The organism is Kitasatospora sp. NPDC051170 (assembly GCF_044455705.1).
GTDB lineage: Bacteria > Actinomycetota > Actinomycetes > Streptomycetales > Streptomycetaceae > Kitasatospora.
Map to the genome: position 1 here is coordinate 340823 of NZ_JBITFA010000005.1, position 24626 is coordinate 365448.

The window sequence follows — 24626 nt, forward strand, 5'->3', positions numbered from 1 at the left end:
CTCAGTGGGGGAGCAGGCCCGCGGTGACCAGCTCGAAGTCGAACGGCTCCGGGATGTGGATGGTCTCGCCGAACGCGATGTCCTCGCGGCGGTGGTACCTGGTGCCGTCCGGCCGGCTGAAGAGCGTGACGCCCTTGTCTCGCGCGTCGATCACCAGGTAGAGCGGGATGCCCATGAGCGGGTAGTCGCGGACCTTGCTCACCCAGTCGTTCTCCGGGTTGGACGGCGAGACCAGTTCGACGGCGATCACCATGTGCGGTGCCCTTCCGAGTGAGCCGGTCGATGCTCCACTAGGGCCCGCCCTCAAGGGCCGGGAACGGCGGAAGGCCCCGGAGAGTGAACTCTCCGGGGCCTTCCTTCTGTGGCCAGGGCCGGGGTCGAACCGGCGACCTTCCGCTTTTCAGGCGGACGCTCGTACCAACTGAGCTACCTGGCCGTACTGCACCGTCTCCTGAGAGACGAGCGATCCCGACGGGACTTGAACCCGCGACCTCCACCTTGACAGGGTGGCGAGCTAACCAACTGCTCCACGGGACCTAGAGGTGGTGCGAACCACTCAGGTCTTGCGGCACTGCATTTTCACTACGGTACTACGTGCCCCCAACGGGATTCGAACCCGTGCTACCGCCTTGAAAGGGCGGCGTCCTGGGCCACTAGACGATGAGGGCTTGCGGCCGTTCCTTGTGCCGTTTCCGGCGTTCGGGGACGTCGAGAAGCATATGGGATGCCGGGCGGATCGCCAAAACGGGTTTCGGCCGGGTGGGGGTGGGGTGGTCGTGGGGCGGTTGGGGAGGGGGTCAGGACCAGCCGAGTTCGTCGAGCTCGTGGTCGTCGAAGCCGAAGTGGTGGGCGACCTCGTGGATCACCGTGGTGCGGACCTCCTCGACCACCTGCTCGCGGGTCTCGCAGAACCGCAGGGTGGGGCCGCGGTAGATCAGGATGCGGTCGGGCAGGACGCCGGCGTACCACTCGCCGCGCTCGGTGAGGGGGGTGCCCTCGTAGAGGCCGAGGAGCTCGGGGTCGCCCGGGTCCTCCGGTTCGTCCTCGACGAAGACCGCGACGTTGTCCATCATGGCCGCGAGCTGCGGGGGAATCTGGTCCAGGGCATCGCTGACCAGCGTCTCGAACTCTTCCCGGGTCATCTCCACCGGAACATTGTCGGGTCTGGGGTGACGGTGTGCCAGGCGGTCGGGGCCGGTGTTTGATGGGGCTGTGGCGACCTCGGAGGACGTGGTGGACGACGCGGCGGGCCGGACGGCTCCGGTCCGGCCGGCGGTGCTGCGCGGGCAGGGGCCCGCGGTGGCGGTGATCGCCGTCGGCGGCGCGATCGGGGCCCTCGCGCGGTACGGGGCCGGGCTGCTGTGGGGGACGGCGCCCGAGGCGTTCCCGTGGACGACGCTGCTGGTCAACGTGGTCGGCTGCGCGGTGATCGGGGTGTTCCTGGTGGTGATCACCGAGGCGCGGCCCGCGCATCCGCTGCTGCGGCCGTTCTTCGGCACCGGGGTGCTGGGCGGGTTCACCACCTTCTCGACGTACGCGGTGGACATCCGCCGGCTGCTGGAGGCCGGGCGGCTCGGGCCGGGGCTCGCGTACCTGGGGCTGACGCTGCTGGGCGCGCTCGGAGCGGTGTGGGCGGCGGCGGTGCTGACCAGGCGTCTGCTGCGCCGGGGCCCCGGGGCCGGTGCGCGGTGAGCGGCACGAGGCGGCTGAGCGGGCCGGCGCTGCGGCTGACGGTGCTGGTGGGCGAGAGCGACACCTGGCACCACCGGCCGCTCTACGACGAGATCGTGCACCGGGCGCGGGCCGCCGGGCTGGCCGGGGCGAGCGTGTTCCGGGGGATCGAGGGCTTCGGGGCCTCGTCGGTGGTGCACACCTCGCGGCTGCTGTCGCTGAGCGAGGACCTGCCGGTGGCGGTGGTGATCGTGGACGGGGAGGAGCGGGTGCGGGCGTTCCTGCCGCAGCTGGACGGGCTGGTGGCGCAGGGGCTGGTGACGCTGGAGCGGTGCGAGGTCGTCCGGTACGCGGGGCGCGGCGGCGACGGGGGAGCGGGGGCCGGGGAGTGAACTGGCTGCTGGTGGTGGCGGGCGCGGTGGTCGGCGCCCCGCTGCGGTACCTGACGGACCGGGCGGTGCAGTCCCGGCACGACTCGGTGTTCCCGTGGGGGACGTTCACGGTGAACGTGGTCGGCTGCCTGGTGCTCGGCACGCTGACGGGGGCGGTGGCGGCCGGGGCGGCCTCCTCGCACGTCCAACTGCTGGTCGGGACGGGGTTCTGCGGGGCGCTGACGACGTACTCGACGTTCTCGTACGAGACGCTGCGGCTGGCCGAGTCGGGGGCCGGGCGGTACGCGGCGGCGAACGTGGCGGGGAGCGTGGTGGCCGGGCTGGCGGCGGTGTACGCGGGGGCGGAGCTGGCCTCGGCGCTCTGGGGCTGAGAACGCCGCCGGCCGCTCGGCGGAACCTTCCTGCCGTGCGTGCCGTGTCCCGCCGGGGTGGGCGCGCGTTGGGCACCGAAAGCGGCCGCGCCATGGGCGGCCCGGGCGGGGCGTCAGAGAGGGAACTCGGTGGCTTCGGTGCGTGTGGTGCGGGCGGTCCGGTCGGCGCGGTCGGTGCGGGCGGAGTGGACCCGGCGGTCCGGCGGGTCGGGACGGTCCGGCCGGTCGGGACGGGCGCTGCGGGCGGCGGCGGTGCTGGCGGTGGCGGGGCTCGGGCTGACCGGGTGCATGTCGGTGGGCTCGGCCGCGGAGGAGAAGCACGGCGTGGCGCCGGTGGGGCAGGCCGGTCCTGCGGGCCGTCCGGGGGCGTCGGGCGGGGCCTCCGCCTCCCCGGGGACCGGGCACCTGGGTGGTGCGGCGGGGCACGCGGAGCGCCAGGGGGGCTTGCAGGCCGAGAGTGCGCCGGGGGCGGGCGTCCCCGGCGCACCCGGTGAGGGCGCGCCGGGCGCGGTGACCGGCGTGGTGCCGGTGCCGGGGGCGGTCGCCCCGGACGGCGCGCCGGGAGGCGGTGGTGCGGGCGGCGGGAACACCAGCCCCGCACCCCACCCCGGCACGACCACCTCCGGCACCGGGGACGGCCACACCGGGGGCGCTGGCGGCGCGGGCGGGTCCGGCGGCGCAGGGGGTTCAGGGGGCTCGGGGAGCTCGCCCTCGGCGGGCCCGAGCGCCCACCCGACCGGCTCCCCCGAGCCGGAGCACACCCCGTCGTCCTCGGCCACGCCCGGGCCGGGGGAGCCCACCGGCGGAAGCTCGGGTTCGTCGGCACCGAGCCCGCGAGCGGGTGGGCATTAGGGAGCTGGCCAGGGCATTTGCCTCCGATCCGGAGGTTCGTCTATGGTGGTAGATCGTTCGTTTGATTCATTTGACTGGCGCCCTATTCCCATCTGGCGCCCTTGGCGCGTTCCGGCGATCCGTGGCTGACCGCATAGAGGCGGTTGTGAAACAGAACCCCCGGACTTTGGCGCGTGCCACTTCCGGAAGGTTTTACATGTCTCTCGTTGACGACGCCCGCTTCGCCATGCCCGCGAACGAGGCCGCCGCCGATGTCACCGACACCGCCGCCGACACCACCGAGACCCTGATCGAGGCCCCCGAGGCCGTCGAGATCGTCGAGATCGTCGAGATCGTCGAGGCCGACGACTCCGCCGACGCCACCGAGACCGCCGAGGTCGAGGAGAGCGTCGAGGAGGACGCCGAGCCGACCATCACCTTCGGCGACCTGGGCCTGCACGACGACGTCGTCCGCGCCCTCGCCAAGCGCGGTGTCACCACCCCGTTCCCGATCCAGGCCGCGACCATCCCGGACGCCCTGGCCGGCAAGGACGTGCTGGGCCGTGGCCGCACCGGCTCCGGCAAGACCCTCAGCTTCGGCCTGCCGCTGCTGACCCGCCTCGCCGACGGCGAGCGCACCAAGCCCAAGCACCCGCGCGGCCTGATCCTCGTCCCGACCCGCGAGCTGGCCATGCAGGTCGCCGACGCCCTGGAGCCCTTCGGCTCGGTGCTCGGCCTCAAGCTCAAGGTCGTCTGCGGCGGCACCTCGATGTCGAACCAGATCTACGCGCTGGAGCGCGGCGTCGACGTCCTCGTCGCCACCCCCGGCCGTCTGCGCGACCTGCTGAACCGCGGCTCCGCCAAGCTGGCCGAGGTCAAGACCGTCGTCCTCGACGAGGCCGACCAGATGGCCGACATGGGCTTCCTGCCCGAGGTCACCGAGATCCTCGACCAGGTGCCGGCCGGCGGCCAGCGCCTGCTGTTCTCCGCCACCCTGGAGAACGAGATCGACACCCTGGTCAAGCGCTACCTCAAGAACCCGGTCACCCACGAGGTCGACCCGTCGGCCGGCGCCGTCACCACCATGACCCACCACATCCTCGTGGTGAAGCCCAAGGACAAGGCGCCGATCACCAACGCGATCGCCGCCCGCAAGGGCCGCACGATCATCTTCGTCCGCACCCAGATGGGCGCCGACCGCGTCGCCGAGCAGCTCATCGAGGCCGGCGTGAAGGCCGACGCGCTGCACGGCGGCATGACCCAGGGCGCCCGTACCCGCGTCCTCGGCGACTTCAAGGACGGCTACGTCAACGTCGTCGTCGCCACCGACGTCGCCGCCCGCGGCATCCACGTCGACGGCATCGACCTGGTCCTCAACGTGGACCCGGCCGGCGACCACAAGGACTACCTGCACCGCTCGGGCCGCACCGCCCGCGCCGGCCGCTCCGGCGCCGTCGTCACCCTGGTGCTGCCGCACCAGCGCCGCGGCGTCTTCCGCCTGATGGAGGACGCGGGCGTCGACGCCAGCCGCCACATCCTGGACCACGCCTTCGACGCCGAGGTCGCCAAGATCACCGGCGCCCGTTCGCTCACCGAGGTCCAGGCCGAGAGCGCCGCCAACATCGCGGGCGCCGCCGAGCGCGAGCTCGCCGACATGACCCGCCAGCTGGAGCGCGCGCAGCGCCGCGCCACCGAGCTGCGCGAGGAGGCCGACCGCCTGTCCGCCCGTGCGGCGCGCGAGCGGGCCGACCTGGGCATCGTGGACGAGGAGCCGGCCGAGGCGGCCTCGGAGGAGGGCGCCGAGCAGGCCGCGGCCGAGGCTCCGGCCGCCGCCGCGCCGCAGGCCGAGGAGCGCACCCCGTCGTACCGTGAGGCGCGCACCGAGCGCACCGAGCGTCCGGCCTTCGGCCGTGACCGGGACCGTGGCGACGACCGTCGCTCGGGCGGCTTCAACCGCGACAACCGTGACGACCGTCGCACCGGTGGTTTCAACCGTGACCGTGGCGACGACCGTCGCTCGGGTGGTTTCAACCGCGACAACCGTGACGACCGCGGTGGCTTCAACCGTGACCGTGACGACCGCCGTACCGGTGGTTTCAACCGGGACCGTGGCGACGACCGTCGCTCGGGTGGTTTCAACCGCGACAACCGTGACGACCGCGGTGGCTTCAACCGTGACCGTGACGACCGCCGTACCGGTGGTTTCAACCGTGACCGTGGCGACGACCGTCGCTCGGGCGGTTTCAACCGCGACAACCGTGACGACCGCGGCGCCCGCTCCTTCGGCGACCGCCCGGCCCGTTCGTTCGGCGACCGCCCGGCCTTCGGTGACCGTCCCTCCTTCGGCCGTGACCGCGACGAGCGCGGCGGCAGCAGCCGTCCGTTCGCGCGCCGCGACGACCACCGCTCCGGTGGCCGCCCGCAGGCGTCCGGCGGCTTCAACCGCGACCGTGACGACCGCGGTGGCTTCAACCGTGACCGTGACGACCGCCGCGCCGGTGGCTTCGGCCGCGAGGACCGCAAGCCGCGCTGGAAGAACTGATCATCAGCCGGTAGGCCCGGCGGTCGATGAGACCGCCGGGGCCGACCGGTGACACGAAGGGCCCGCTCCGTTCGCCGGAGCGGGCCCTTCGTGTTCCCCCGATTCCCCCCGAACACCGACCCCTGCTGCTCGGCGAGGGCGTTGTTCTGGAAGTGAGAATAACCTGTGGCGGGCGGGAGCGGTAGTCCCGTAGCGTCGCGGGCATGAGCAGTCGACTGCATGACGTGGCGCGGGTGAACGAGCAGATCGCCGAGCGGGGGAGCTACCGGGCCGACGGGGGCGAACTCGTGCAGGTGGGGGAGGACTTGGCGGCGGCGCGGGCCGGCACGGTGTCGTACACGCCGTCCGGCCTCGACGCGCTGCTGCGCGAGGGCGGGGAGCCGGGGCCGCTGGGCGCCGGCCGGGTCGAGGTGACGGCCGAGGGCAGCGTCGAGGCGGCCCGGAGGCTGGTCGAGGCCGGGGCCGGCCCGGTCGGGGTGCTGAACTTCGCCTCCGCCCGCAACCCCGGCGGCGGGTACCTGCGCGGTGCCCGCGCCCAGGAGGAGGACCTGTGCCGCAGCGCGCTGCTGTACACCTGCCTGCTGGAGGCGCCCGACTACTACGAGGCCCACCGCGCCTCCGACGACCTGCGGTACAGCCACCGGGTGATCGTCTCGCCCGGCGTGCCGGTGATCCGCGGCGGGCGCGGCGAACTGCTCGCCCGGCCGTACCCGGTCACCTTCCTGACCTCGCCCGCCCCCAACGCCGGTGAGCTGGAACGCCGTTCGGCCGGGTCGGACGTACGCGGGTCGGACGTACGCGGGTCGGACGTACGCGGGTCGGACGTACGCGGGGCGGACGTACGCGGGGTGCTCGCCGAGCGGGCGCTGCGGGTGCTGGCCGCCGCCGCCCGGCACGAGGTGCGCACCCTGGTGCTGGGGGCCTGGGGCTGCGGGGTGTTCCGCAACGACCCGGCGCAGGTCGCCGAGGCGTTCGAGGACGCGCTGGGGCGGTACGGGGCGGCCTTCGAGCGGGTGGTGTTCGCGGTCTGGGACCGCTCCCCGGTCTCGGCCAACCGGGCCGCCTTCGAAGCCCGGTTCGGAGACTGAGGAGCCCGAGGACGCGGCGGCCGACCGGTCCGTCCCCCGGAAACCCGGGCGGGGGCGGGGCCCGGTGCCGGATACTCGCGCCGTGACCGTGCCTCCCCGGACCGCCTCGTCCGCCGCTGCCGCCGCTGTGCCGATAGCCGCCTCCGCCTCCTCTGCCTCCGTCGCCTCCGCCGGAGAGCCCGCCCTGAAGGTGGCCCCGCTCGAACTCTTCCTGGACCTCGTCTTCGTCTTCACCGTCACCCAGTTGACCGGTAGCCTCGCCCACCACCTCACCCCCGGCGGGCTGGCCCAGGTGATGGTCATGCTGGCGCTGATCTGGTGGATGTACGACGCGTTCATCTGGCTGACCAACGCCATGCCGCCGAGCACCCACGGCCGGCGCGGGCTGCTGATGCTGGCGATGGGCGCCTTCCTGGTCATCTCGCTGTCCGTCCCGCACGCCTTCCAGGGCAGCGGCGCGGCCTTCGGCTGGGCGTACCTGGTGGTGGTCCTCCTGCACACCGGGATGTTCGGCGCGGCCGGGGTGGCGCCGGAGTCGGTGCTGCGGATGGGCGCGGCCAACCTCGCCCTCGGGGGCCTGGTGGTGGCCGGCGGGTACCTGACCGGGACGGTCCAACTCGTCTTCTGGACGGCGGCGTTCGCGATGCAGTACGTGACGCAGAGGGCCGCTCGGCTGCCCGCGTTCCGACTGCGCTCCGACCACTTCGTGGAGCGGCACGGGCTGATCATGATCATCGCGTTCGGCGAGTCGGTGATCGCCATCGGCGTCGGCGCGGGGGCGCTGGGCCTCGGACCCTCGCTGATCGCCGTCGCCCTGCTCAGCCTGAGCGTCTGCGTCGGGCTCTGGTGGGCGTACTTCGGGCACGACGACGACGCCCGCGCCGAGCACCACATGGCCGCGCTGGCCGACGCCGAGCGCAACCGGGCCGCCGTCCTCGTCTACTACCTCGGGCACTTCGGGCTGCTGCTCGGCGTGCTGCTGTTCGCCGCCGGGGTCAAGGCCGCCGTCGCCCACCCGGGGGCGGCGAGCACCCTGCCGCAGGCCGCCGCGCTCTCCGGGGGCGTCGCCCTGTACCTGATAGTCAACGCGGCGATCCGCCGGTTCTTCGCCCTGCGGCCCAACCGGGCCCGGCTGCTCGGCGCGGCCCTGATCCTCGCCGCCGTGCCGCTGGGCGCCTCCGTCTCCGCGACCGACCAGGTGGGCGCGGTGGCGGCGGTGCTGGCGGGGGTCTTCGCCTACGAGGCCCGTCGGAGGTCGGTGGGAGACTTCGAGCGTGACTGACTCCGCGAACGCGAACGCCCCCGTGACCGACGGCAGCTACCTGATCCGCAACGTCGGCAGCGGCCTGCTGCTGGAGGTCGCGGACGGCTCCAAGCGCCTCGGCGCCCGCGTCCGCCAGGGCGCCGACGACGGCTCCGAGGCCCAGCTGTGGCACCTCACCGCCATCCACCCGGGCGGCGCGCTCGTCCACCTGGAGAACGCGGGCAGCGGCAAGCGCCTCGACGTCACCGGAGCCGCCACCGAGGACGGCGTCCCGATCCAGCAGTGGTCCGCCAACGCCTTCGGCGCCCAGGAGTGGCTCCTCGAGGCCCACGTCGACGCCCCGGGCACCTACACCGTCACCAGCTTCGTCAGCGGCAAGGCCCTCACCGCCGCCGAACCCCCCACCGACCCCGTCCACCAGTGGGAGGACCTCGACACCCCCACCCAGTGGTGGCGCTTCGAACGCCAGAACCGGTGAGGGAGCCCCGTCCTAGTCTGGATACGGCACCTGTACCAAGGCAGGAGAGCATGACTGACAGCTGGGTCCCACCCGAGGGCTCATGGGCGTCATCCGCAGCACGTCGACGGAACATGCAGGCCATCCGCAGCCGGGACACCAAACCCGAATTGCGGATCAGGCAATTGGTGCACGCGGACGGCCTCCGCTACCGCGTGGCAGCCCGGCCGCTTCCTGAGCTGCGCCGTACGGCCGACATGGTGTTCCGTCCGGTGAAGGTCGCCGTCTTCGTGGACGGGTGCTACTGGCACGGATGTCCCGAGCACTATGTCTCACCGAGGACCAATCCGGGTTACTGGTCCGAAAAAGTAACCCGGAACGTCTTGCGGGACCGGGATACGGACTCCCGGCTAGAAGAGGCTGGGTGGATTGTTCTCAGATTCTGGGAGCACGAGCCCCCGGAGGCCTGCGCCCGCACCATCGCCAGCGCCGTCAGAGATCGTCGAGGAGAATGAAGCAGGGACTTCGCCCTCCGGCCGCTTTCCGAGTCGCAGAACCTTGGCAATGCTCTCACCGAAGGCCTTGGCCACAGGTGGCGGGAAAGCGTTCCCAATCTGGCGGTATCGGGCTGTCTTGCCGCCCTCGAAATGCCAGTTCTCCGGGAATCCCTGAATGATGGCGGCCTGAGCTACGGTGAGCTTCGGTCCGGCCTCGCACAGAAGGTCGCGGTCCACATTGATATCGTCACCCATGTCATTCGCTACGCCCATGGCGTCGACGCCCAGGAGCTTCCAGGCTGCCTTGGCACGGCTGGGGCCGAGGTCGGCACCTCCGTGCTTCTTTGAGCCGCCGACCAGGGTGGGAGCGACTCCGTGACGTTCAGCGCGCTCCTTCCATTTCTGGTGAGCATTCTGGAGCGCCGCCTTCTTGTTCTTGTGCAGCTCCTCGGCGTGCCTGTAGCGTTCCTCCATGCTCTTCCGCAAGGCCTCGAATACCGTCTTGCGCTCCAGGTCCCCGGAGGGCCACTCGAATTCTTCGAAATAGAATTCCCTGTGGATGGCGATAAGAATTGCGCGGGGGCGCAGTTGCGGAACCCCGTAGTCGGCCGCCTCGACCATGCCCCAATTGCAGACGTGATATCCGAGTTCTTCTAGCTCGGAGATAATCTCTTTCCGATATCCGGCGAACTTGTGTTCAGGCTGCAGAAGGCCTCGGACGTTCTCGATCATGACGGCCTTCGGGCTGATTTCCCTGACTAGATCGAGCATCCTCGGGAACAGGTCTCGCTCGTCGTCCTGACCCAGCTGGTGGCCTGCGAGCGAGAATGGCGGACAGGGTACGCCTCCGGCGAGCAAATCGACATCGAACGGTTCGATGTCCGGGAGATGGTCTTTTGGAAAGAACTTATTCACGTCCAATTCATGGACAACCTTGTTCTTTCGTTCCCATTCCCAGCCGCGGCGCTTCTCCACATTCTTCTTCAGGGCAGTCGCGGCGTGTCCGTCGATCTCGACGAGTGCGAGATGCCTGAACCCGGCATCGTGGAGGCCGATCGCTTGGCCGCCAGCGCCCGCACAGATCTCGACTGAGGTCAGCCGCTCGGCGCTGGTAGTCATAGGTCGTCCTCCCTGCTGTGACACACAAAGGCCAAGTGTCGCAGAGGCTGAGGCGTGGATGTGTTCTCGGCTGGACTGTGGGCACCTGGCGGGTAACTCTCGCCGATTCTGCCAGGGGGCACCGACAGCGGAGTTGCCCGGCCGCCTAGCTGCCGGTGGTCCTGCCGCTCACCAGCAGACGGGAGGAATGATCCATGCCGGGTCGAGGCCCGGGTGCGTCCGGCCGGAGCCACGGCCAGATGGCCGGGATGCCTGGTATCAGGGCTGCCGAGGGGACCGTCAATCGGGCCGACGCCCATTGCGAGGCATCGGTGTGGCCGTCAGAGGGCGCCACCTCGGTGATCCAGTCCCGGTTGATGCTGCTGACGGACGTCAGCTGGTCCTCCCGGTCCAGGACCGCGAAGACCAGGTGCCACGCGGGATCAGCGTGCATGGTTTCGTACTCATGGCGTGACAGGAAGATCACGGGAGCCCTGCCCGCACCCGCAGTGCTCTTCACCTCCAGGTGCGCAGTGGAGCCACCCGACTCCACGGAGATGTCGTAGCCGAACCGGTCCGAGATGGCCGAGACGTGGATGACGTCGGCTTTCACCGTGAGGTTCAGGAGAGCCAGCAGTGCTCGCTCCCCTGCAGCGCCGACTCGAGCACGTTCGGCGATCCAGGCCTTTGACACTGCGGCCGTCATGTCGCTGTCCCGGAGGCCGAGGCTCGCCGCCAGGCGCTGTCCAGCGGGCGGCAGCGGCGTGCTCGCGGAGGGGGCGCTGTGGATCTCGGCTATCCAGTCAGGGCAGGCTGTTTCTAGAGATCGCTCCAGCAGTTGAAGGCAGAGGAGTCTCAGCTCCGTCACAGACTGTGCCGGCCGTCGCCGTGATGGTGCCAGACCTATGCGCCGAAGCCAGGCCAGCCCGTCGTCGTACTGGCCCGGGGTCAGATCGGAGAAGGACTCGTGGCTGGTGAAGAGAGCCCGAGTCCGGTGGACGTCTTCCGTCTGCATCGTGTGAAGCCAGCGCAGCGCTGCCTTCATGGTTCCCTCAGCGGGCAGTTGTGGCACGAAGGTGCTCCAGGAAGGCCTCGATGTCCGCCATGTCCATTCCCGCGGTGACAGAGGGCTCTTCCTGAAGGTCGGCGAGCTGCTGGACCGCCGGATCGTCCAGGATGCGTCCCATGAACTCGAGCTTCTGCTCCAAGCGCTTGGCCACTGCTTCGTCCACTGAGCCACGGCAAGCCAGGACGGTGATCCGGGTCTCGGTGTCAGGCGCGAGTCCGAGGCGATGGATGCGGTCCAGGCTCTGCAGGAACCGTCCCGCCTGGAAGTCCCGGTCGACGTAGACGGCGTCGTGGCATACCTGGTGCAGGCTGATGCCCTCGCCCAGCGTGGCGGGATTGGAGATGAGCACCATGCAGTCCGGGTCTTCCCGGAAGCGCTGGATCTGTTCCTCCCTGTCGGCTGTGCCGCCGTGGACGAGTGCGGGCTGGAAATCCCTGAGCATGAGGTTGAGGGTCGTCAGGCTCCGAACGAAACTGGCCCACACCAGGGTCTTCCGTCCCCTGGCGGCGTTTGCGGATACGAGGTTCCGGGCTTCCTGGTACTTCGGGGACAGCTCGTAGGCGGGTAGTTCTGCCATGAGGCTCTGAAGTGGTGCGCCTGCGGGGATCTCCAGCGGATCGAGCCGGTATTCAAGCGGCTCGTAGGAGCTGCCGCCCTCGGTGAGGAGTGCCGGGCTGGTGGCAGCCATCAACATGCGCAGCATGGACCTGCCGAGTGCCTCGAAGTCCGAACGGACGGCTTCGGCCCGAGGCGAGTACTGTCCGGCCAGCGCATCGTAGATCTCGCGGTGGAGACTGGGCATCTCCACATACCGGATGGTCGTCACCGCCGGCGGCAGGCCCAGTTCCCGCTTCGTCGTCCGGGTGTACAGGGGGCGAAGTACAGCGCTCGCGTGCGCGAGATCGCCGCCTGCCACTGCCTGGCTGACGACGCGGCGCCCGTGTCCCGGCCAGACGAATGAGAGCAGGTTCTCGAGGTCCTTCGCGCCGTTGGGCGCCGGGGTGCCCGTGAGGATCAGCCGTCGTTTGCTCAGGGGCCCGAGCGCCATGCAGGCCGCGCCGTAGATTCCTTGTGAGCCGAGCTTCATGCGATGGGCTTCGTCGAGTACGAGCATGCTGGGAGCTGCTCGCAGCCAGCTGGCCAGGGCGGCCAGATGCCGCTCAAGCCGTTCGTAGTTGACGATCAGGATCTCCGTACCGGGATCAGGCGGGCCGGACAGCACAGCTGTCCTCGGCTTGCGCCTGAAGCACAGTTCGGGCTCGGCCTGCCACGCCTCGTACGCGGACTTCGGGCAGACAACGAGGATTCGGCTGACATCCTGCTGCTCACGAAGAGCCGCGAAGACGGCCAGGGCGGAGCGAGTCTTACCCGCGCCGGGAACGCTGAAGTTGGCGCCGTGGCGCAGGGAGAGAAGTCTCGCGACATCTCGCTTCTGGAATGACGTCAGGTCTGCGGACCAGTCATCTCCAAGCAGGCCGAGCACGGCATTCGGCGAGACGGCGGCATCGTCGGCGGTCTCGCCGGAGAGCCGCTTGCCAGCCGTCGAAGCGTCATCGAGGATGTCCCCGGTCAGCTCTGCGAGCGCGTCCTCCCAGTGGACGCTCTCCGGGGCCGGCCAGCTGCCCAGCACCTCGAGGGAGGCCAGGAAGTCATCCAGCGGGATCTCGGCAGATGAGGGGCCTCGCATGCCTCCGTTGCCGAAGCGCATGGCCAGCCGGGCAAGGTCACTGTGGTAGCCCGCTGCCGCCCGGAGGACAGCAGCGGTCCGCGTGACGTCAAAGCCGATCTGCAGAGACGGTTCTGCGGTCAGGCTCACTTATTCTCCTGCTGTACGGCGGCTAGCAGCCACATGACTCCGTCTCCTGGCTCCGTGATGCTCCGCTGAGCCTCTTTGGCCAGCTTGGACAGACTGTCACGGAGCTGGAGCACTCCTTCGTCGAAGGCCTCCTCATCGAGACTGCGGTTGGCGCGGGACAGGACGAGGTCCGTGATGCACTGATCGATGTCCTGGCTCGCGTCGTTCAGACGATCTGGAGCCGCCCGCTTGCGCTTTCGGAGCCGCGCGTCACGACCTGCCGGGTCGAGGGCCCTCTCGACTGCCTCCCTGACGGCTTCGAACTTCTCGGACGCGGCCTTGACATCCGCAGGTGAAAGCTTGTCCGCAGCTCCCGCTGCTGCCTTGGTACGGAGCACCGTGTCCGTGAAGGCCTTCGCCGCTGCAACCCTCGGGCTCTCGGCCGGCTGCACCGTGCGGTTGAGTCCGGGGATGACCACCGCTGCCGGGGTCTTAGCGGCCGGCGTGTGGAATTCCTCCGGCAGCTGCTTGCTCAGGTAGCGGTCCAGGAAGTCCTCGTCGATGACGCGGACGTCGGTCTTGGAGAAGCCGAGCATCATCGCGGCGGTCCGGGCTTCCTTGATCATCTCCGCACTGTCCCGCTTGTTGTCCGCCACTTCCTTGGCGTATCGCCGGCGAAGCTCCTTGAGCTTCTCCTGATGCTCCTCGAAATCGATCAGCCGGAGGGAGACGTCGCCGCTGGAGCTCCGGTCGATCATCTCCCGAATGCAGGTGAGGACCCACAGGTCCTGCTCGCATGCGGCTGCGTTGGAGCGGAAGTCGTGCGCGACGCTTCCGATCGGCCGCCCGAGTCCGACCTGCTCCTCGATCGCCAGCAGCCGGTTGATGTAGGAGTACTCGCGCCGGTGGTCCTTGCGGAGCTGCAGCGACAGCTCCACCGCGCTGATGTCCTCCCAGGTGCAGTCACCCGGGAGGACTCCAACGCGGATGCTCTGCTTGCCGAGTTCCTTCAAGGCGGCCCGCCGGCTGTTGCCGTTGACGAGAATCCCGTCCCGGGTGATCAGACCCGGGTCGTTCTGGCCGAAGTCAAGGATGCTCTTCTTCAGTTCCGCGAAGTCCGGGTCCGTCTCATGGGGGTTGGACGGCTTGGCCTGGAGCAGATGATGAAGGTAAGCCTGGCTCTCGGCGCTCCAGGGATTTGCGTCGAGTGCGGTGTCGAGCCTCGGGTCGTGGCTGCGCTGAGCCCGGATGCGATGCGTTCCCGGGTTGTAGTAGAGCGTGTCGGTCGGCATGTCGATGACCTCGACGTTCACGGGCTGACCGCGCCACTCGATCTTCACCGACTCACGCACCCCGCCGGTCCGGGCGCCCTCCTGGAGCCGCTTTGCCACCAGATCCTGGTTGTACGCAGCCATCGGGGGGCGGCCAAGGTCCGGACTCATGAACCCAGTTCTCCTCTTCATGGGGTTTCAGGCACTGCTTCGAACATGATCTGCGGGTCGCGCGGTGGGCTAGCCCAGACTGGACTTGAGGGCAACCCTGAAACGCTCGCGGGAGTCAGCCGGCATGGTGCGGTAGGCCGCCCACAGGAGTTCGACCTTTCCGAACTCCCGTTTGTCCTCCTTGACCCAGGAGTCGAGCATCCGGAGCTCCATGGAACCCAGGTGGGAGATCTCCGCGATCGTCTGGGCGGCGTCCGTCTCCAGCTGGGACGCCCCCACCCGGCAGCGCCGGCATTCCGTGATCAGCTCCACCGCCGTGGAGCCGTCCGGGAGCCTGACCTCCCGGCGGGCGATGTCCAGCTGCGACCGCTCGAAGGACCCGGCGTAATCCTCGCCCACCGAGATGCCGCAGCTCCGGCAGATGTGGCCGTCCTTGGCCAGCACCTCGCGGCGGCGGGTGCCGGTAAGGCCGGACGTCTCCTTGCCTGGGCCCTTGCGGTCCTCCCAGACGGGTTCGCCGACGGACACCAGCCGGAGTTCGTGCATGCCGAGCTGGGTGTCCTCGCGCGCGGTATCGATGCGCCAGCCGCGGCCCCGCAGATCGCGGACTCTCCGGTCGATCTGCGCCACGCCGGGGAACACGTCACGCAGCTGGGTGTACGTGAAGATACGGCCCTCGCCGGCCACGGTGGCCAGCCACAGGGCCACTCGCTTCATCGAACCCAGCTTGGGGTCTTCCCACGAAGGGAGTGCCATGACCGTTCCTTTCCGTCGAGTACGAAGGGGTCCACGCGGGCTGCAGCGCATGGCTACGCAAGGGCGGCTCCATGCATCGGACCACCCACGTGGATAGGACAGTTTTACGGGCACGGACCCTATGAACGCCAGCCCTAAATGATCTTTCGAGAATACTCTGAAGAGGGTCTCCTTTTCTTGCCGGGCTTGATCGGACAGACTCAGATGACCACTACTGTGCGGACACTGAGGAGGGGCTGTGCCACCGCTTGGCCGAGTCGGCAGGAGTTATGTCGCGAGGAGGACGCCGGAGCAGCGGGAGCTGGCGGAGGCTTTGCGCGTCATGTACGGCATGCTCAAAGCACGTCCGCGCCCGGCGGGCGCTGCTGCTGATGGCCCGAATCCGGGAACCATGGCAGCCCATGCTGAGCGCTTGAACGTGTCGGAGAGCGCTCTCAGTGGGTATCTGCGCGCCCGGAACGTCCCGTCTTGGGGGATTGTGGAGCGCTTCTGTGAGGTGGTGCAAGAGGACGCGGGGGAGCCGCCGAGGCCGTTGGCGGAGCTCAAGGAGCTGCACGGCCTGGCGCTGTTGCGGCCGTGCAAGCGGTGCGATGAGGAGCAGCACCGGACCTGTCGCCACTGCGGTCACCGCAGTGATGCCTGTACTGAGCCCCGGACGTCACTGCCGGTGGCAGTCGGCGAAGGCCCCGGCGGCCGGCCTGCTGACGCCGGGACGGTGGAGGAGCTCGCCTTGCCGGTCCCCCCGGCGGAGGGGGACCGGCAAGCTGCCGCGGAGCTGACCCCGCTTGAGCCAGGTCTGGAAGAAGCCATCCAGTACCTCAGGGCGGGCCGTGACCGTGACGCGCACCTGGTGCTTGCCGAAGCCGGCGACAAGCTTCCGCTGCATCGCATTCCGGATGTGGTGAGGGCATGTCAGGGGCAGGGCTTCGTTGTTGCGGCGGATGCACTGCTTCATAGCGCGGCCCGGCGTCCGGCGGTCGATGTGCTCCACATCGTGCGCCTGTTCAATTCGGCGCAGTGCTATCACGAAGCCGACCTTGTGCTGAAGGTGGCAACGGCTAACCAGTAGAACGCGCACGAACGAAACCTCCAGGATTCACCTTTAACGGCGGAGCTGGTAATGCCGCGTGCGGGCGCGGAATGCGGCGGTGTCCTTTCTGTCGGGCGGAAGTCCATTGAGATGCCGCACATTCAGCCGATGGGTGAGGGCTAGGCGGAGAGGTTGGCGTAGAGGGCGTCGAGTTCGGCCGGGGAGACGCCGTGGGTGGCCAGGTAGGTGCGCAGGTCGCCGTGGTGGGTGTGTATCCAGGTGAGGGCGGAGTCGAGGAGTTCGGCGCTGATGGGGCGGGAGATGCGTTCGGAGCCGGTCTCGTCGATGTAGGGGGTGGGGCCCTGGTCGAGGCCGAGGCCGATGTTGGAGAGCAGGAAGTCGGCGGTGATCTCCTCGGGCGTGGCGCCGAGGAGGGACTGCAGGACGGCGATGGTGAGGCCCGTGCGGTCCTTGCCGACGGCGCAGTGGACGACGGCCGGGGTGGCGCCCGGTTGGGCGAGGCGGCGGACGACGGCGGCGAGGGAGGGGCCGGCGGTCTCGGCCATGAAGGGGTAGAGGGACGCCTGGTCCTCGGGCCAGGGGCGGTCGAGGTCCTCGCGGTTGGCGGGCAGGGTCGGCACGCTGAGGGACTCGACGTCGAGCCCGTGGAGCTCGTCGGGCCAGACCTCCAGCTCGAAGGCGCTGCGCAGGTCGACGACGGTGCGCAGGCCGAGGTCCTTGAGGCGGCCGGCGCCCTCCTCGGTGAGGGTGTGGAGGGAGCCCGAGCGGTACAGCACGCCCCGGCGGAGGGCGCCGATGCCGCCCGCGTCACGGAAGTTGCGGACACCGGGGATCTCGATGAAGGCGTCGGTCATGGCCCCACCGTACGGGCGCGGGCGGGGCCGGGGGAAGGAGATGTCAGGTTGTACGCCCGCGGCGTCAGCGCCCGCCCGTGACGTCCAGGATCGCCCCGGTCGTGTACGAGGACGCGGGGGAGAGCAGGAACAGGATCGTCTCGGCGACCTCCTCCGGCCGACCGCCGCGCCGCATCGGCAGGTTGGGGGCGACGCGGTCGACGCGGCCGGGCTCGCCGCCGAGTGCGTGGATGTCGGTGTGGATCAGCCCGGGGCGTACGGCGTTGACCCGGACGCCCTCGGCGGCGACCTCCAGGGCCAGGCCCCTGGTCATCGAGTCCACCGCGCCCTTGGCGGCGGCGTAGTCGACGTACTCGTTGGGCGAGCCGATCCGGGAGGCGGCGGAGGAGACGTTGACGATCGCGCCGCCGCTGCCGCCGTACCGGGTGGACATCCGGCGGACGGCCTGCGCGGCGCAGAGGAAGGCCGAGGTGATGTTGGAGGCCCAGATGCGGTTCAGCCGGTCCTCGTCGATCTCCTCCAGCCGGCACTGCTTCTCCAGCGTGCCCGCGTTGTTCACCAGCCCGGTGAGCGGCCCGAGTTCGGCGTCGACGGTGGCGAACAGCCGCTCGACCTCGGTGCTGCGGGTGACGTCGGCCCGGACGCCGAGGGCGGTGCCGCCCTCGGCGCGGACGGCGTCGACGACGGCGGCGGCCGAGGCCTCGTCCGAGCGGTAGTTGACGCAGACCCGGTGGCCGCGGCGGGCGGCGAGCAGGGCGGTGGCGGCGCCGATGCCCCGCCCGGCGCCGGTGATGATCAGGGCGCCTTCGGAAGTCGTCATGTTCCGTACTCTATCGATCAGTTGGCGCCGCCGCGCGCAGGGCGGCGATCTTCGGCGCGCGGCTCTTCGGGGAGTCCAGGCTGAAGCCGCGCGCGTCCCCGAGCTCCTCGCGGACGAACGCCTCGGTACGGGCGACGGCGGCGCGCAGCGCCTCGTCCGGCGGGACGAAGGACTGCAGCACGATCTCGGACCGCTCGACGTCGTACTCCCACAGGCCCACGATCCGGCCGCGGTCCAGGACGAGGTGGGTCTGCGGGTCGGCCTCGCCGCCGAAGGTGCGTCCGGCCCGACCGGCGGGCAGGGGGCGGGCGGCGTCGGCGGGGTCGAGCAGTCGGGGCAGGTCGCGGTGGAGCAGGTGGATGCCGTCGATCCCGGCCAGCAGGGTGTAGTGGGGGTCGGCCGGGGGTTCGAACTCCTGGAACTCTCCGGCGAGTTCGGCGGTGATCAGCAGCTCGGAGCCCTCCGCGACGGGGGCGGCCCCGGCCTCGGCGGCGGCCCGGCGGGCGGTGGCCGCGCCGAAGCCGGAGAACCAGCGGAAGTGCCGCAGGGTGGCGGGGCCCGCCCAGGCGAAGTAGCGGCGGGCGAGGTCGGCGGCGTCCCCGCGGACGGGCTGGTCCCAGGTGACGTAGCCGTAACGCTGCTGGTCCAGACGGCCGTTGACCGGCACCCGGCGGATCCGGCCGCGCGACTGCATCAGCCCGAGGGCGAGCGGCAGGGTGGTCGACACCCCGCGCTTGCGGCCCGCCTCGCCGAGCGAGCGGACGGCGTCGCCCACGGCCTCCCGGATGGTGGTGGGATCCACGGGCTCCGACGGGCCGAGGACGCGTTCGATGGCCAGGCAGAGCTTCTCGACCTCGTCCCGGGCGACGCCCAAGTGCCGCTCGGCGGAGGCCACTTCGGACTCCGGCGCGGCCGCTCCGGCCGCCAGGCCGAGCGCGAAGTCGGCCGCCGGCAGCACATAGGTGCAGCCCCGGGCGGAGGGCAGCTCGTGCACCCGCAGCCCGGCCACCGCCGCGTCCACCTCCGCCCGGTGCAGCCCGGCCCGGGCGAACAGGCCCAGGTACGGCGCCGCGCCGCCCACCGAGCGGGCCCAGCCGGTGGCGGCCAGCACCTCGGCGGCGGAGGCGCCGGTGTGCGGGCGGTCCAGCCACTGCCGGTGGGACCACCAGGCGCGCAGCCGGGCGGGGTCGAGCGCGGGGTCGAGCGCGGGGCCGTGGGAGGGGCCGTGGGCGGGCAGGGCGTCGGAGGGAGCGTGCTGCATGGGGCCAGTATCGGCGGCGGAGGCCGCCCCGGTCCGGAATTCGCTCGCCCGGGCGCGGCCCACCAGGGAGGATGTCACGAATCCCAGAGGCCGGAAGGAACCCTGATGCCCACCACTCCCGGTACCGTCCTGCTCTCGGGCATCGTCGGCTCCACCGCGTACGGCTTCGCGCACGCCGGCTCCGACATCGACCGGCTGGGCCTGTTCGCCGTCCCCACCGAGGAGTTGCACGGCCTGCACCGCCCGGCGGAGTCCCAGGTCACCACCGAGCCGGACCTCACCCTGCACGAGGCCGCCAAGTGGTGCCGGCTGGCGCTGAACTGCAATCCGACGGCCTCCGAACTCGTCTGGCTGCCCGACGAGTTGTACGAGACCCGCACCCCGCTCGGTGAGGAGCTGATCGCCCTCCGCTCGACGTTCCTCAGCGCCCCGGCCGTCCGCAGGGCGTATCTCGGCTACGCCGACCAGCAGTTCCGCAAGCTCCTCGCCCGCGACACCGCCGACCCGGCCGCCCGCCGCCGGGCCGCCAAGCACGCCCGCCACCTCGTCCGGCTCACCGAACAGGCCGTACGGCTGCACGAGAGCGGCCTCAACCTGATCCGGTTGCCCGACCCGGAGCGCGTCCGCGAGCTCGGCGAGCGCATCGCCGCCCGCCCCGCCACCGCCGAATCCCTGCTCGCCGAGGCCGCCGAGCGCCTCTCCCGCCCCGGCGTCCTGCCCGACGCCCCCGACCCGCGCCCCGCCGAAGCCTGGCTCCGCCGCGTCCGCGCCGCCCACTACGCACCCGCGGCCTAAGGCCTGCCCCAGCCACCGCCACGCCCGCTCAATCCACTGGCCAAGCCCCTCCCTGCACCGGGTAGGATCGCGGTGGTCCTTCCCACCGGCACGCCCGGCCGAAGGGCCGCGGGCCGCTAGCTCAATTGGCAGAGCTGCGGACTTTTAATCCGTAGGTTCAGGGTTCGAGCCCCTGGCGGCCCACTGCCCGGGCCCGGGTCGGAGTGCTTCCGGCCCGGGCCCTTTTTCGTGCCCGCAGCGTGGTGCTCGCAGCGCCGGGCCCGCCGTGTCGTACCCGGCGGTAGGGACTTAGTACGAGTGGATGACTGGGACCTGATCAACCCGACGGACACAACGGTGATCGGCCGCCGGGGCCGGTGAAAGGGCCGAGCCGGACGGCATCCAGCCGTCCGGCTCGTGGCGACGAGGAGGTGGTCAGGCGTTCCAGTACCCCTTGGCGAAGACGTTCTCCGCCGCCACCCCGTACGAGGGCAGCAGCCCCCGCAGCCGCGCGGCGACCCGGCTCTCGGTGAGCGCGTGCGCCCGGCCGAGGCCTCCGGGGGGGTGAAGGCGTCGAGCGCCGCCACCAGCAGGTCGGGCGTCCCGGCCGGGCGCTCGCCCGGTGGAGCCAGTGCGGGGCGCGGGCCGGCAGGGGGAGGTGGTCATGGCGGCGTACCAGCAGGACTAGATCGCGGACATGCCCCAACTGCCCTAGCCGAGAGGGTGGTTGAAGAGACATGACGGTCCGTCCAGGCTCCGGGGTGGAGGCCGCCGACCCGCACCCCAGGCGGCCCGCCCCGGGCGTCGTCCACTTCCTCGTCGAGGCCGACAACCAGTCCGGCACGCCCGTCTGCCGGATGCGCACCCGGCTGCTCTTCGCCCGCCGCGCCCCCGGCGGCGGCGACCGGAAGTGAGCCCGGGGCGTGCGGGGCGGCGGGATGCGCTCTCGACGGGAGAGGGGCGGCGGGTCATCCTCGATCGTGCGTGTGTGGTCCGAACGTCCCGAACGTCCCAGTCCCGAACGTCCCAGTCCCGAACGTCCCCGTCCCGTGCGAAGGAGCCCTCGTGGAGCGTCCGTTGGAGAACCGTCCGGCCTCGCTGAACCGCCCCCTGGAGTGCCCGGTCAACCGCCCGACGCTCGTCCTCGACCCCACGGGGAGGGCCCGCGACGCCGAGAGCGCCGAGCTGATCGCCCACGGGCCCGCCGTCCCGGCCGACATCCTCGGGGTGCAGGTGTGGGCGGTGTCCGACCCCGACCTCCTGGAGGAGCTGCTCAAGGACCCCCGGATCTCCAAGGACGGGCTGCGCGACTGGCCCGACTTCGAGCCGGTGGTGGCCGGCTGGCCGCTGGCTCTCTGGGTGACGGCCCGCAACATGTTCACCGCCCAGGGCGACGAGCACCGCCGGCTGCGCCGCCTGGTCAGCGGGGCCTTCAGCTCCCGCCGCGTCGCCGCGCTCACCGGGCGCATCGAGGAGCTGACGGCCACCCTGCTCGACGGCATCGCCACCGCCGGCGAGGGCGGGGAACCGGTGGACCTGCGCGAACACCTCGCCGGGCCGCTGCCCATCCTCGTGATCGCCCAACTCCTCGGCCTGCCCGAGGAACTGCGCGACGGCTTCCGCCAGTACGTCGACGGCGTCTTCTCCACCGTCCTCACCCCGGAGGAGGCCGAGGCCAACGCGCTCGCCTTCTACGCGATGATCGACGCCCTCATCGCCTCCAAGCGCGAACAGCCCGGCGACGACATGACCTCCCTGCTGATCGCCGCCCGGGACACCGAGGGCGACGGCAGCGCCCTCACCGAGGACGAACTGCGCGACACCGTGATGCTGGTCGTCTCCGCCGGGTACGAGACCACCATCAACCTCATCGGCAACACGATCTCCCTGCTGCTCGCCCACCCCGACCAGCTCGACCTGGTGCGCGGGGGCAAGGCGGCCTGGGACGACGCGGTCGAGGAGTCGCTGCGCCTGGAGGCACCGGTCGCCCACCTGCCGCTGCGCTACGCCCTGGAGGACGTCGAACTGCCCGGCGGGGTCACCGTCCGGCGGGGCGAGGCGATCCTCGCCTCCTACGCCGCCGCCGGACGCCACCCCGCACGGCACGGGGACGGCGCCACCGCCTTCGACGTCACCCGGACGGTCAAGGACCACCTCGCCTTCGGGCACGGCCCGCACTTCTGCCTCGGCGCCCAACTCGCCCGCCTGGAGGCGCGGACGGCGCTGAGCGCGCTGTTCGAGCGCTTCCCCCGGCTGGTGCTCGTCCCGGGCGTGGACCTCGAACCCGTGGACTCCCTGATCTCCAACGGGCCGCGCACCCTGCCCGTCCTCCTGGACGGCGCGGAGGCCACCGCGGAGGCCACCGCTGGGGCCACCGCATAGCGCGCGGACGACTGCGGCGGGGCGGGAGGGGTTGACGGACACCTCCCGCCCCGCTCGCATGCGTACCCGGGGCCGGACACGTACGTACGCATTCCTCGAAATGCTCAACGCAATTCTGAGGGTGCGTCATTCCATACGTCATTCCATGCGTATTCCCGGGATTCGGGCGGATGGAATCTACCGCGCCCGGTCGGCGTGCTCAATACTCGGTCCGCAACCGAGAGAAGGAAATCATTCACATGGCTCTGGACGCGCGGCAACGGGCCGATTTCGTCGACCACCGGTCCACCGGGACCACCACAGCCGGGGAGTACGCCGTATCGGTCCGCGGCCTGCGGAAGAGCTACGGCGACCGGCACGCCGTCCAGGGCCTCGACCTGGACGTCCACCGCGGGGAGGTGTTCGCCCTGCTCGGGCCCAACGGCGCGGGCAAGACCACCACCGTCGAGATCCTGGAAGGCGTGCGGCAGCGCACCGCCGGCGAGGTCCGGGTGCTCGGCTGCGACCCCGGCCGCGACCGGCGCGACTGGCGGGCCCGGATCGGCGTGGTGCCGCAGACGACCGGCGCGTACGCGGACCTCACCGTGCGCGAGGTCGTCGAGCACTTCGCCGCCTTCTACCCCCGGCCGCTGCCCGTCGGCCAGGTCATCGACATGGTCGGCCTCGGCAGGCACGAGCGGAGGCGGAGCGCCGACCTGTCCGGCGGCCAGGCCCGCCGCCTCGACGTCGCCGTGGGCATCGTCGGCGACCCGGAGCTGATCTTCCTCGACGAGCCCACCACGGGCCTCGACCCGGTGGCCCGCCGCGAAGCCTGGGACCTCGTGCGCTGGTTCTGCCAGCGCGGCCGCACCACCGTCCTCACCACCCACTACCTGGACGAGGCCGAGGCGCTCGCCCAGCGGGCGGCGGTCGTCGTCGCCGGGCGGGTCGTCCGGTACGGGCCGCTGGCCGAGCTCGGCGGACGCGACCGCACCCCGACCACCGTCTCCTTCCGGCTCCCCGACGAGTCCATGCGCTCACATCCGCCCGTGCTGCCCGCCCTGCCGCCCGGGGCCGAGGCCGCGCCGGTCGGCGAGGACGGCGTGCTGCGGATCGCCACCCACGCGCCGACCGCCCTGCTCGCCGTCCTCGCCCCCTGGGCGCACGCCGCCGGGATCGGCGAACTGCCCGAACTGCGGGTGCACCGGCCCACCTTGGAGGACGTCTACCTGGACCTGATCCGGGAACACGCCGACGGCACCGACCGCGCCACCGACCGCGGCACCGACCGTGCCACCGACCGCGCCGCCGCCCGCGCCACCGACACCAGCAGCCCGACCATCAGCCGGAAGGCGGCCGACCGATGACCACCACCCTCGAACCCCGGGCCCTCCCGACCGCCACCGAACCCCGCCGCGCCGCCCCCGCGCCCGGCATGTGGCGCGCCTGCGCCGCCCGCTCGAAGGCCGAACTCCGGGCCTTCTTCCGCAACAAGCAGTCACTCGTCTTCACCCTGATGTTCCCGGTGATCCTGCTCCTCGTCTTCGGCTCGATCTTCTCCGGCAAGGTCGCCGGCACCGACACCGACCTCAAGCAGGTCTTCATGGCCGGCATCATCGCCGCCGGCGTCATGAGCACCGCCTTCTCCGGCCTGGCCGTCAACATCGCCATCGAGCGGGACAACGGCACCGTGCGCCGCCTCGCCATGACACCGATGCCCAAGTCGGCCTACTTCATCGGCAAGTTGGTGCGGGTCACCGTCACCACCGCACTCGAGGCGGTGCTGCTCATCGGCCTCGCCCTCCTCGCCTTCGGGCTGCCGCTGCCCAGCACCCCCGAGCGCTGGTCCACCCTCCTCTGGGACCTCGCGCTCGGCACCGCCGCCTGCGCGATGGCCGGCGCCGCGTACTCGGCGCTGATCCCCGACAGCCGGTCCGCGGCGGCGATCGTCACCCCGGTGTTCATGGTGCTGCAGTTCATCTCCGGGGTGTTCTTCCCCTTCGGCCAACTGCCCTCCTGGATGCAGACGGTGGCCGCGTTCTTCCCGGTCAAGTGGATGGCCCAGGGCTTCCGCTCGGTGTTCCTGCCGGACACCTTCACCGCCGTCGAACCCGCCGGGAACTGGGAGCAGGGGCACATCGCGCTGGTGCTGGCCGCCTGGACCCTCGCCGGACTGGCGCTCACCGCGCTCACGTTCCGCTGGCGCGGGCCCCGGGTGCGCTGACACCCGTG

At 71.0% G+C, this 24626-nt stretch carries 26 protein-coding genes and 4 tRNA genes; 15 read left to right on the plus strand and 15 right to left on the minus strand.

Annotation, left to right across the window (positions count from 1 at the left end):
• Nucleotide 1: 1 nt before the first annotated feature.
• The 5 genes from ACIBCA_RS14490 to ACIBCA_RS14510 form a co-directional block, all read right to left on the minus strand.
• The gene (locus ACIBCA_RS14490) at nt 2–307 is read right to left on the minus strand and encodes a Uma2 family endonuclease (protein WP_396283201.1); all 306 of its coding nucleotides are present in this window, start codon (nt 305–307) and stop codon (nt 2–4) included.
• 55 nt (nt 308–362) lie between these two features.
• Nucleotides 363–436: transfer RNA gene (locus ACIBCA_RS14495), tRNA-Phe, on the minus strand.
• 27 nt (nt 437–463) lie between these two features.
• Nucleotides 464–537: transfer RNA gene (locus ACIBCA_RS14500), tRNA-Asp, on the minus strand.
• 58 nt (nt 538–595) lie between these two features.
• A tRNA-Glu gene (locus tag ACIBCA_RS14505) sits at nt 596–668 on the minus strand.
• A gap of 129 nt (nt 669–797) precedes the next feature.
• A complete protein-coding gene (locus tag ACIBCA_RS14510; RefSeq protein ID WP_396283276.1) occupies nt 798–1142 on the minus strand; it encodes a metallopeptidase family protein in 345 nt (114 codons plus the stop codon).
• Nucleotides 1143–1212: 70 nt separating this feature from the next.
• On the opposite strand from ACIBCA_RS14510, the gene crcB (ACIBCA_RS14515) reads away from it, so the two are divergent.
• Genes crcB (ACIBCA_RS14515) through crcB (ACIBCA_RS14525) form a run of 3 tightly spaced genes read left to right on the plus strand, consistent with a single transcriptional unit; the run spans nt 1213 to nt 2434 of the window.
• A complete protein-coding gene (crcB, locus tag ACIBCA_RS14515; RefSeq protein ID WP_396283202.1) occupies nt 1213–1692 on the plus strand; it encodes a fluoride efflux transporter CrcB in 480 nt (159 codons plus the stop codon).
• Entirely contained in the window at nt 1689–2063 is a 375-nt protein-coding gene (locus ACIBCA_RS14520; RefSeq protein ID WP_396283203.1) for a DUF190 domain-containing protein, read from the plus strand. The genes crcB (ACIBCA_RS14515) and ACIBCA_RS14520 overlap by 4 nt, the downstream gene beginning before the upstream one ends.
• Nucleotides 2060–2434 (plus strand): fluoride efflux transporter CrcB, encoded by a 375-nt coding sequence (gene crcB / locus ACIBCA_RS14525; RefSeq protein WP_396283204.1) that lies wholly within the window; start codon nt 2060–2062, stop codon nt 2432–2434. The genes ACIBCA_RS14520 and crcB (ACIBCA_RS14525) overlap by 4 nt, the downstream gene beginning before the upstream one ends.
• Before the next feature lie 113 nt (nt 2435–2547).
• Here the strand turns inward: crcB (ACIBCA_RS14525) and ACIBCA_RS14530 are convergent, their stop codons facing one another.
• On the minus strand, nt 2548–2724 hold the full coding sequence (locus ACIBCA_RS14530) for a hypothetical protein (protein ID WP_396283205.1): 177 nt from the start codon (nt 2722–2724) through the stop codon (nt 2548–2550).
• 758 nt (nt 2725–3482) lie between these two features.
• Here ACIBCA_RS14530 and ACIBCA_RS14535 point away from each other — a divergent pair.
• The 5 genes from ACIBCA_RS14535 to ACIBCA_RS14555 all read left to right on the plus strand — a co-directional run bounded on the left by ACIBCA_RS14535 (nt 3483) and on the right by ACIBCA_RS14555 (nt 9131).
• A complete protein-coding gene (locus tag ACIBCA_RS14535; protein ID WP_396283206.1) occupies nt 3483–5807 on the plus strand; it encodes a DEAD/DEAH box helicase in 2325 nt (774 codons plus the stop codon).
• 203 nt (nt 5808–6010) lie between these two features.
• Nucleotides 6011–6895: a TIGR02452 family protein gene (locus tag ACIBCA_RS14540; RefSeq protein ID WP_396283207.1), complete on the plus strand. Its 885-nt coding sequence runs from the start codon at nt 6011–6013 to the stop codon at nt 6893–6895.
• An 82-nt stretch (nt 6896–6977) separates the two neighbouring features.
• On the plus strand, nt 6978–8177 hold the full coding sequence (locus ACIBCA_RS14545) for a low temperature requirement protein A (RefSeq protein WP_396283208.1): 1200 nt from the start codon (nt 6978–6980) through the stop codon (nt 8175–8177).
• A complete protein-coding gene (locus tag ACIBCA_RS14550; RefSeq protein ID WP_396283209.1) occupies nt 8170–8637 on the plus strand; it encodes an RICIN domain-containing protein in 468 nt (155 codons plus the stop codon). Before ACIBCA_RS14545 ends, ACIBCA_RS14550 begins: the two co-directional genes overlap by 8 nt.
• Nucleotides 8638–8687: 50 nt before the next feature.
• Nucleotides 8688–9131: a very short patch repair endonuclease gene (locus tag ACIBCA_RS14555; protein WP_396283210.1), complete on the plus strand. Its 444-nt coding sequence runs from the start codon at nt 8688–8690 to the stop codon at nt 9129–9131.
• On the opposite strand, the gene ACIBCA_RS14560 is transcribed toward ACIBCA_RS14555, so the two are convergent.
• The 5 genes from ACIBCA_RS14560 to ACIBCA_RS14580 all read right to left on the minus strand — a co-directional run bounded on the left by ACIBCA_RS14560 (nt 9027) and on the right by ACIBCA_RS14580 (nt 15273).
• Complete coding sequence (locus ACIBCA_RS14560; protein ID WP_396283211.1) at nt 9027–10232, minus strand: DNA cytosine methyltransferase; 1206 nt, start codon at nt 10230–10232, stop codon at nt 9027–9029. The two genes, ACIBCA_RS14555 and ACIBCA_RS14560, sit on opposite strands and share 105 nt — an antisense overlap.
• 145 nt (nt 10233–10377) lie before the next feature.
• Nucleotides 10378–11256 carry a protein NO VEIN domain-containing protein gene (locus tag ACIBCA_RS14565; RefSeq protein ID WP_396283212.1) on the minus strand — a complete coding sequence of 293 codons (879 nt, stop codon included), beginning with the start codon at nt 11254–11256 and terminating at the stop codon, nt 10378–10380.
• A 7-nt stretch (nt 11257–11263) separates the two neighbouring features.
• On the minus strand, nt 11264–13096 hold the full coding sequence (locus ACIBCA_RS14570) for a DEAD/DEAH box helicase (RefSeq protein ID WP_396283213.1): 1833 nt from the start codon (nt 13094–13096) through the stop codon (nt 11264–11266).
• On the minus strand, nt 13093–14517 hold the full coding sequence (locus ACIBCA_RS14575; protein ID WP_396283214.1) for a ParB N-terminal domain-containing protein: 1425 nt from the start codon (nt 14515–14517) through the stop codon (nt 13093–13095). Before ACIBCA_RS14575 ends, ACIBCA_RS14570 begins: the two co-directional genes overlap by 4 nt.
• Nucleotides 14518–14586: 69 nt before the next feature.
• The gene (locus ACIBCA_RS14580) at nt 14587–15273 is read right to left on the minus strand and encodes a hypothetical protein (protein WP_396283215.1); all 687 of its coding nucleotides are present in this window, start codon (nt 15271–15273) and stop codon (nt 14587–14589) included.
• A gap of 322 nt (nt 15274–15595) precedes the next feature.
• Here ACIBCA_RS14580 and ACIBCA_RS14585 point away from each other — a divergent pair, with 322 nt between their 5' ends.
• Nucleotides 15596–16342: a helix-turn-helix domain-containing protein gene (locus ACIBCA_RS14585; protein ID WP_396283216.1), complete on the plus strand. Its 747-nt coding sequence runs from the start codon at nt 15596–15598 to the stop codon at nt 16340–16342.
• A gap of 140 nt (nt 16343–16482) precedes the next feature.
• On the opposite strand, the gene ACIBCA_RS14590 is transcribed toward ACIBCA_RS14585, so the two are convergent.
• From ACIBCA_RS14590 to ACIBCA_RS14600, 3 genes are all read right to left on the minus strand, one after another.
• A complete protein-coding gene (locus ACIBCA_RS14590) occupies nt 16483–17178 on the minus strand; it encodes a tyrosine-protein phosphatase (RefSeq protein ID WP_396283217.1) in 696 nt (231 codons plus the stop codon).
• Nucleotides 17179–17242: 64 nt separating this feature from the next.
• Nucleotides 17243–17998, minus strand: coding sequence for an SDR family oxidoreductase (locus ACIBCA_RS14595; protein ID WP_396283218.1), 756 nt, complete (start codon nt 17996–17998; stop codon nt 17243–17245).
• A 10-nt stretch (nt 17999–18008) separates the two neighbouring features.
• Nucleotides 18009–19259 (minus strand): DNA glycosylase AlkZ-like family protein, encoded by a 1251-nt coding sequence (locus ACIBCA_RS14600; RefSeq protein ID WP_396283219.1) that lies wholly within the window; start codon nt 19257–19259, stop codon nt 18009–18011.
• A gap of 105 nt (nt 19260–19364) precedes the next feature.
• Between ACIBCA_RS14600 and ACIBCA_RS14605 the strand changes: the two genes are divergently transcribed.
• Both ACIBCA_RS14605 and ACIBCA_RS14610 read left to right on the plus strand, forming a co-directional pair.
• The gene (locus ACIBCA_RS14605; protein ID WP_396283220.1) at nt 19365–20054 is read left to right on the plus strand and encodes a DNA polymerase beta superfamily protein; all 690 of its coding nucleotides are present in this window, start codon (nt 19365–19367) and stop codon (nt 20052–20054) included.
• A gap of 110 nt (nt 20055–20164) precedes the next feature.
• Nucleotides 20165–20237: transfer RNA gene (locus ACIBCA_RS14610), tRNA-Lys, on the plus strand.
• Nucleotides 20238–20468: 231 nt separating this feature from the next.
• Here the strand turns inward: ACIBCA_RS14610 and ACIBCA_RS14615 are convergent.
• Nucleotides 20469–20699, minus strand: a complete 231-nt coding sequence (locus tag ACIBCA_RS14615; protein ID WP_396283221.1) for a hypothetical protein — start codon at nt 20697–20699, stop codon at nt 20469–20471.
• 71 nt (nt 20700–20770) lie between these two features.
• On the opposite strand from ACIBCA_RS14615, the gene ACIBCA_RS14620 reads away from it, so the two are divergent.
• From ACIBCA_RS14620 to ACIBCA_RS14635, 4 genes are all read left to right on the plus strand, one after another.
• Nucleotides 20771–20947, plus strand: a complete 177-nt coding sequence (locus tag ACIBCA_RS14620; protein WP_396283222.1) for a hypothetical protein — start codon at nt 20771–20773, stop codon at nt 20945–20947.
• Between the two features lie 196 nt (nt 20948–21143).
• Nucleotides 21144–22415, plus strand: coding sequence for a cytochrome P450 (locus ACIBCA_RS14625; protein WP_396283277.1), 1272 nt, complete (start codon nt 21144–21146; stop codon nt 22413–22415).
• Nucleotides 22416–22654: 239 nt separating this feature from the next.
• Entirely contained in the window at nt 22655–23761 is a 1107-nt protein-coding gene (locus ACIBCA_RS14630) for an ABC transporter ATP-binding protein (RefSeq protein ID WP_396283223.1), read from the plus strand.
• The gene (locus ACIBCA_RS14635; protein WP_396283224.1) at nt 23758–24618 is read left to right on the plus strand and encodes an ABC transporter permease; all 861 of its coding nucleotides are present in this window, start codon (nt 23758–23760) and stop codon (nt 24616–24618) included. The genes ACIBCA_RS14630 and ACIBCA_RS14635 overlap by 4 nt, the downstream gene beginning before the upstream one ends.
• The last annotated feature ends 8 nt before the right edge of the window (nt 24619–24626 follow it).

Excerpts from the sequence above, each read along its gene's own strand:
- ACIBCA_RS14510 (WP_396283276.1), bottom strand. The coding sequence starts at position 1,142 with ATGACCCGGGAAGAGTTCGAGACGCTGGTCAGCGATGCCCTGGACCAG.
- ACIBCA_RS14530 (WP_396283205.1), bottom strand. The coding sequence starts at position 2,724 with ATGCACCCGGTCAGCCCGAGCCCCGCCACCGCCAGCACCGCCGCCGCC.
- ACIBCA_RS14535 (WP_396283206.1), top strand. The coding sequence starts at position 3,483 with ATGTCTCTCGTTGACGACGCCCGCTTCGCCATGCCCGCGAACGAGGCC.
- ACIBCA_RS14540 (WP_396283207.1), top strand. The coding sequence starts at position 6,011 with ATGAGCAGTCGACTGCATGACGTGGCGCGGGTGAACGAGCAGATCGCC.
- ACIBCA_RS14555 (WP_396283210.1), top strand. The coding sequence starts at position 8,688 with ATGACTGACAGCTGGGTCCCACCCGAGGGCTCATGGGCGTCATCCGCA.
- ACIBCA_RS14560 (WP_396283211.1), bottom strand. The coding sequence starts at position 10,232 with ATGACTACCAGCGCCGAGCGGCTGACCTCAGTCGAGATCTGTGCGGGC.
- ACIBCA_RS14565 (WP_396283212.1), bottom strand. The coding sequence starts at position 11,256 with ATGAAGGCAGCGCTGCGCTGGCTTCACACGATGCAGACGGAAGACGTC.
- ACIBCA_RS14575 (WP_396283214.1), bottom strand. The coding sequence starts at position 14,517 with ATGAGTCCGGACCTTGGCCGCCCCCCGATGGCTGCGTACAACCAGGAT.
- ACIBCA_RS14580 (WP_396283215.1), bottom strand. The coding sequence starts at position 15,273 with ATGGCACTCCCTTCGTGGGAAGACCCCAAGCTGGGTTCGATGAAGCGA.
- ACIBCA_RS14585 (WP_396283216.1), top strand. The coding sequence starts at position 15,596 with ATGTACGGCATGCTCAAAGCACGTCCGCGCCCGGCGGGCGCTGCTGCT.
- ACIBCA_RS14590 (WP_396283217.1), bottom strand. The coding sequence starts at position 17,178 with ATGACCGACGCCTTCATCGAGATCCCCGGTGTCCGCAACTTCCGTGAC.
- ACIBCA_RS14595 (WP_396283218.1), bottom strand. The coding sequence starts at position 17,998 with ATGACGACTTCCGAAGGCGCCCTGATCATCACCGGCGCCGGGCGGGGC.
- ACIBCA_RS14600 (WP_396283219.1), bottom strand. The coding sequence starts at position 19,259 with ATGCAGCACGCTCCCTCCGACGCCCTGCCCGCCCACGGCCCCTCCCAC.
- ACIBCA_RS14605 (WP_396283220.1), top strand. The coding sequence starts at position 19,365 with ATGCCCACCACTCCCGGTACCGTCCTGCTCTCGGGCATCGTCGGCTCC.
- ACIBCA_RS14615 (WP_396283221.1), bottom strand. The coding sequence starts at position 20,699 with ATGACCACCTCCCCCTGCCGGCCCGCGCCCCGCACTGGCTCCACCGGG.
- ACIBCA_RS14620 (WP_396283222.1), top strand. The coding sequence starts at position 20,771 with ATGACGGTCCGTCCAGGCTCCGGGGTGGAGGCCGCCGACCCGCACCCC.
- ACIBCA_RS14630 (WP_396283223.1), top strand. The coding sequence starts at position 22,655 with ATGGCTCTGGACGCGCGGCAACGGGCCGATTTCGTCGACCACCGGTCC.
- ACIBCA_RS14635 (WP_396283224.1), top strand. The coding sequence starts at position 23,758 with ATGACCACCACCCTCGAACCCCGGGCCCTCCCGACCGCCACCGAACCC.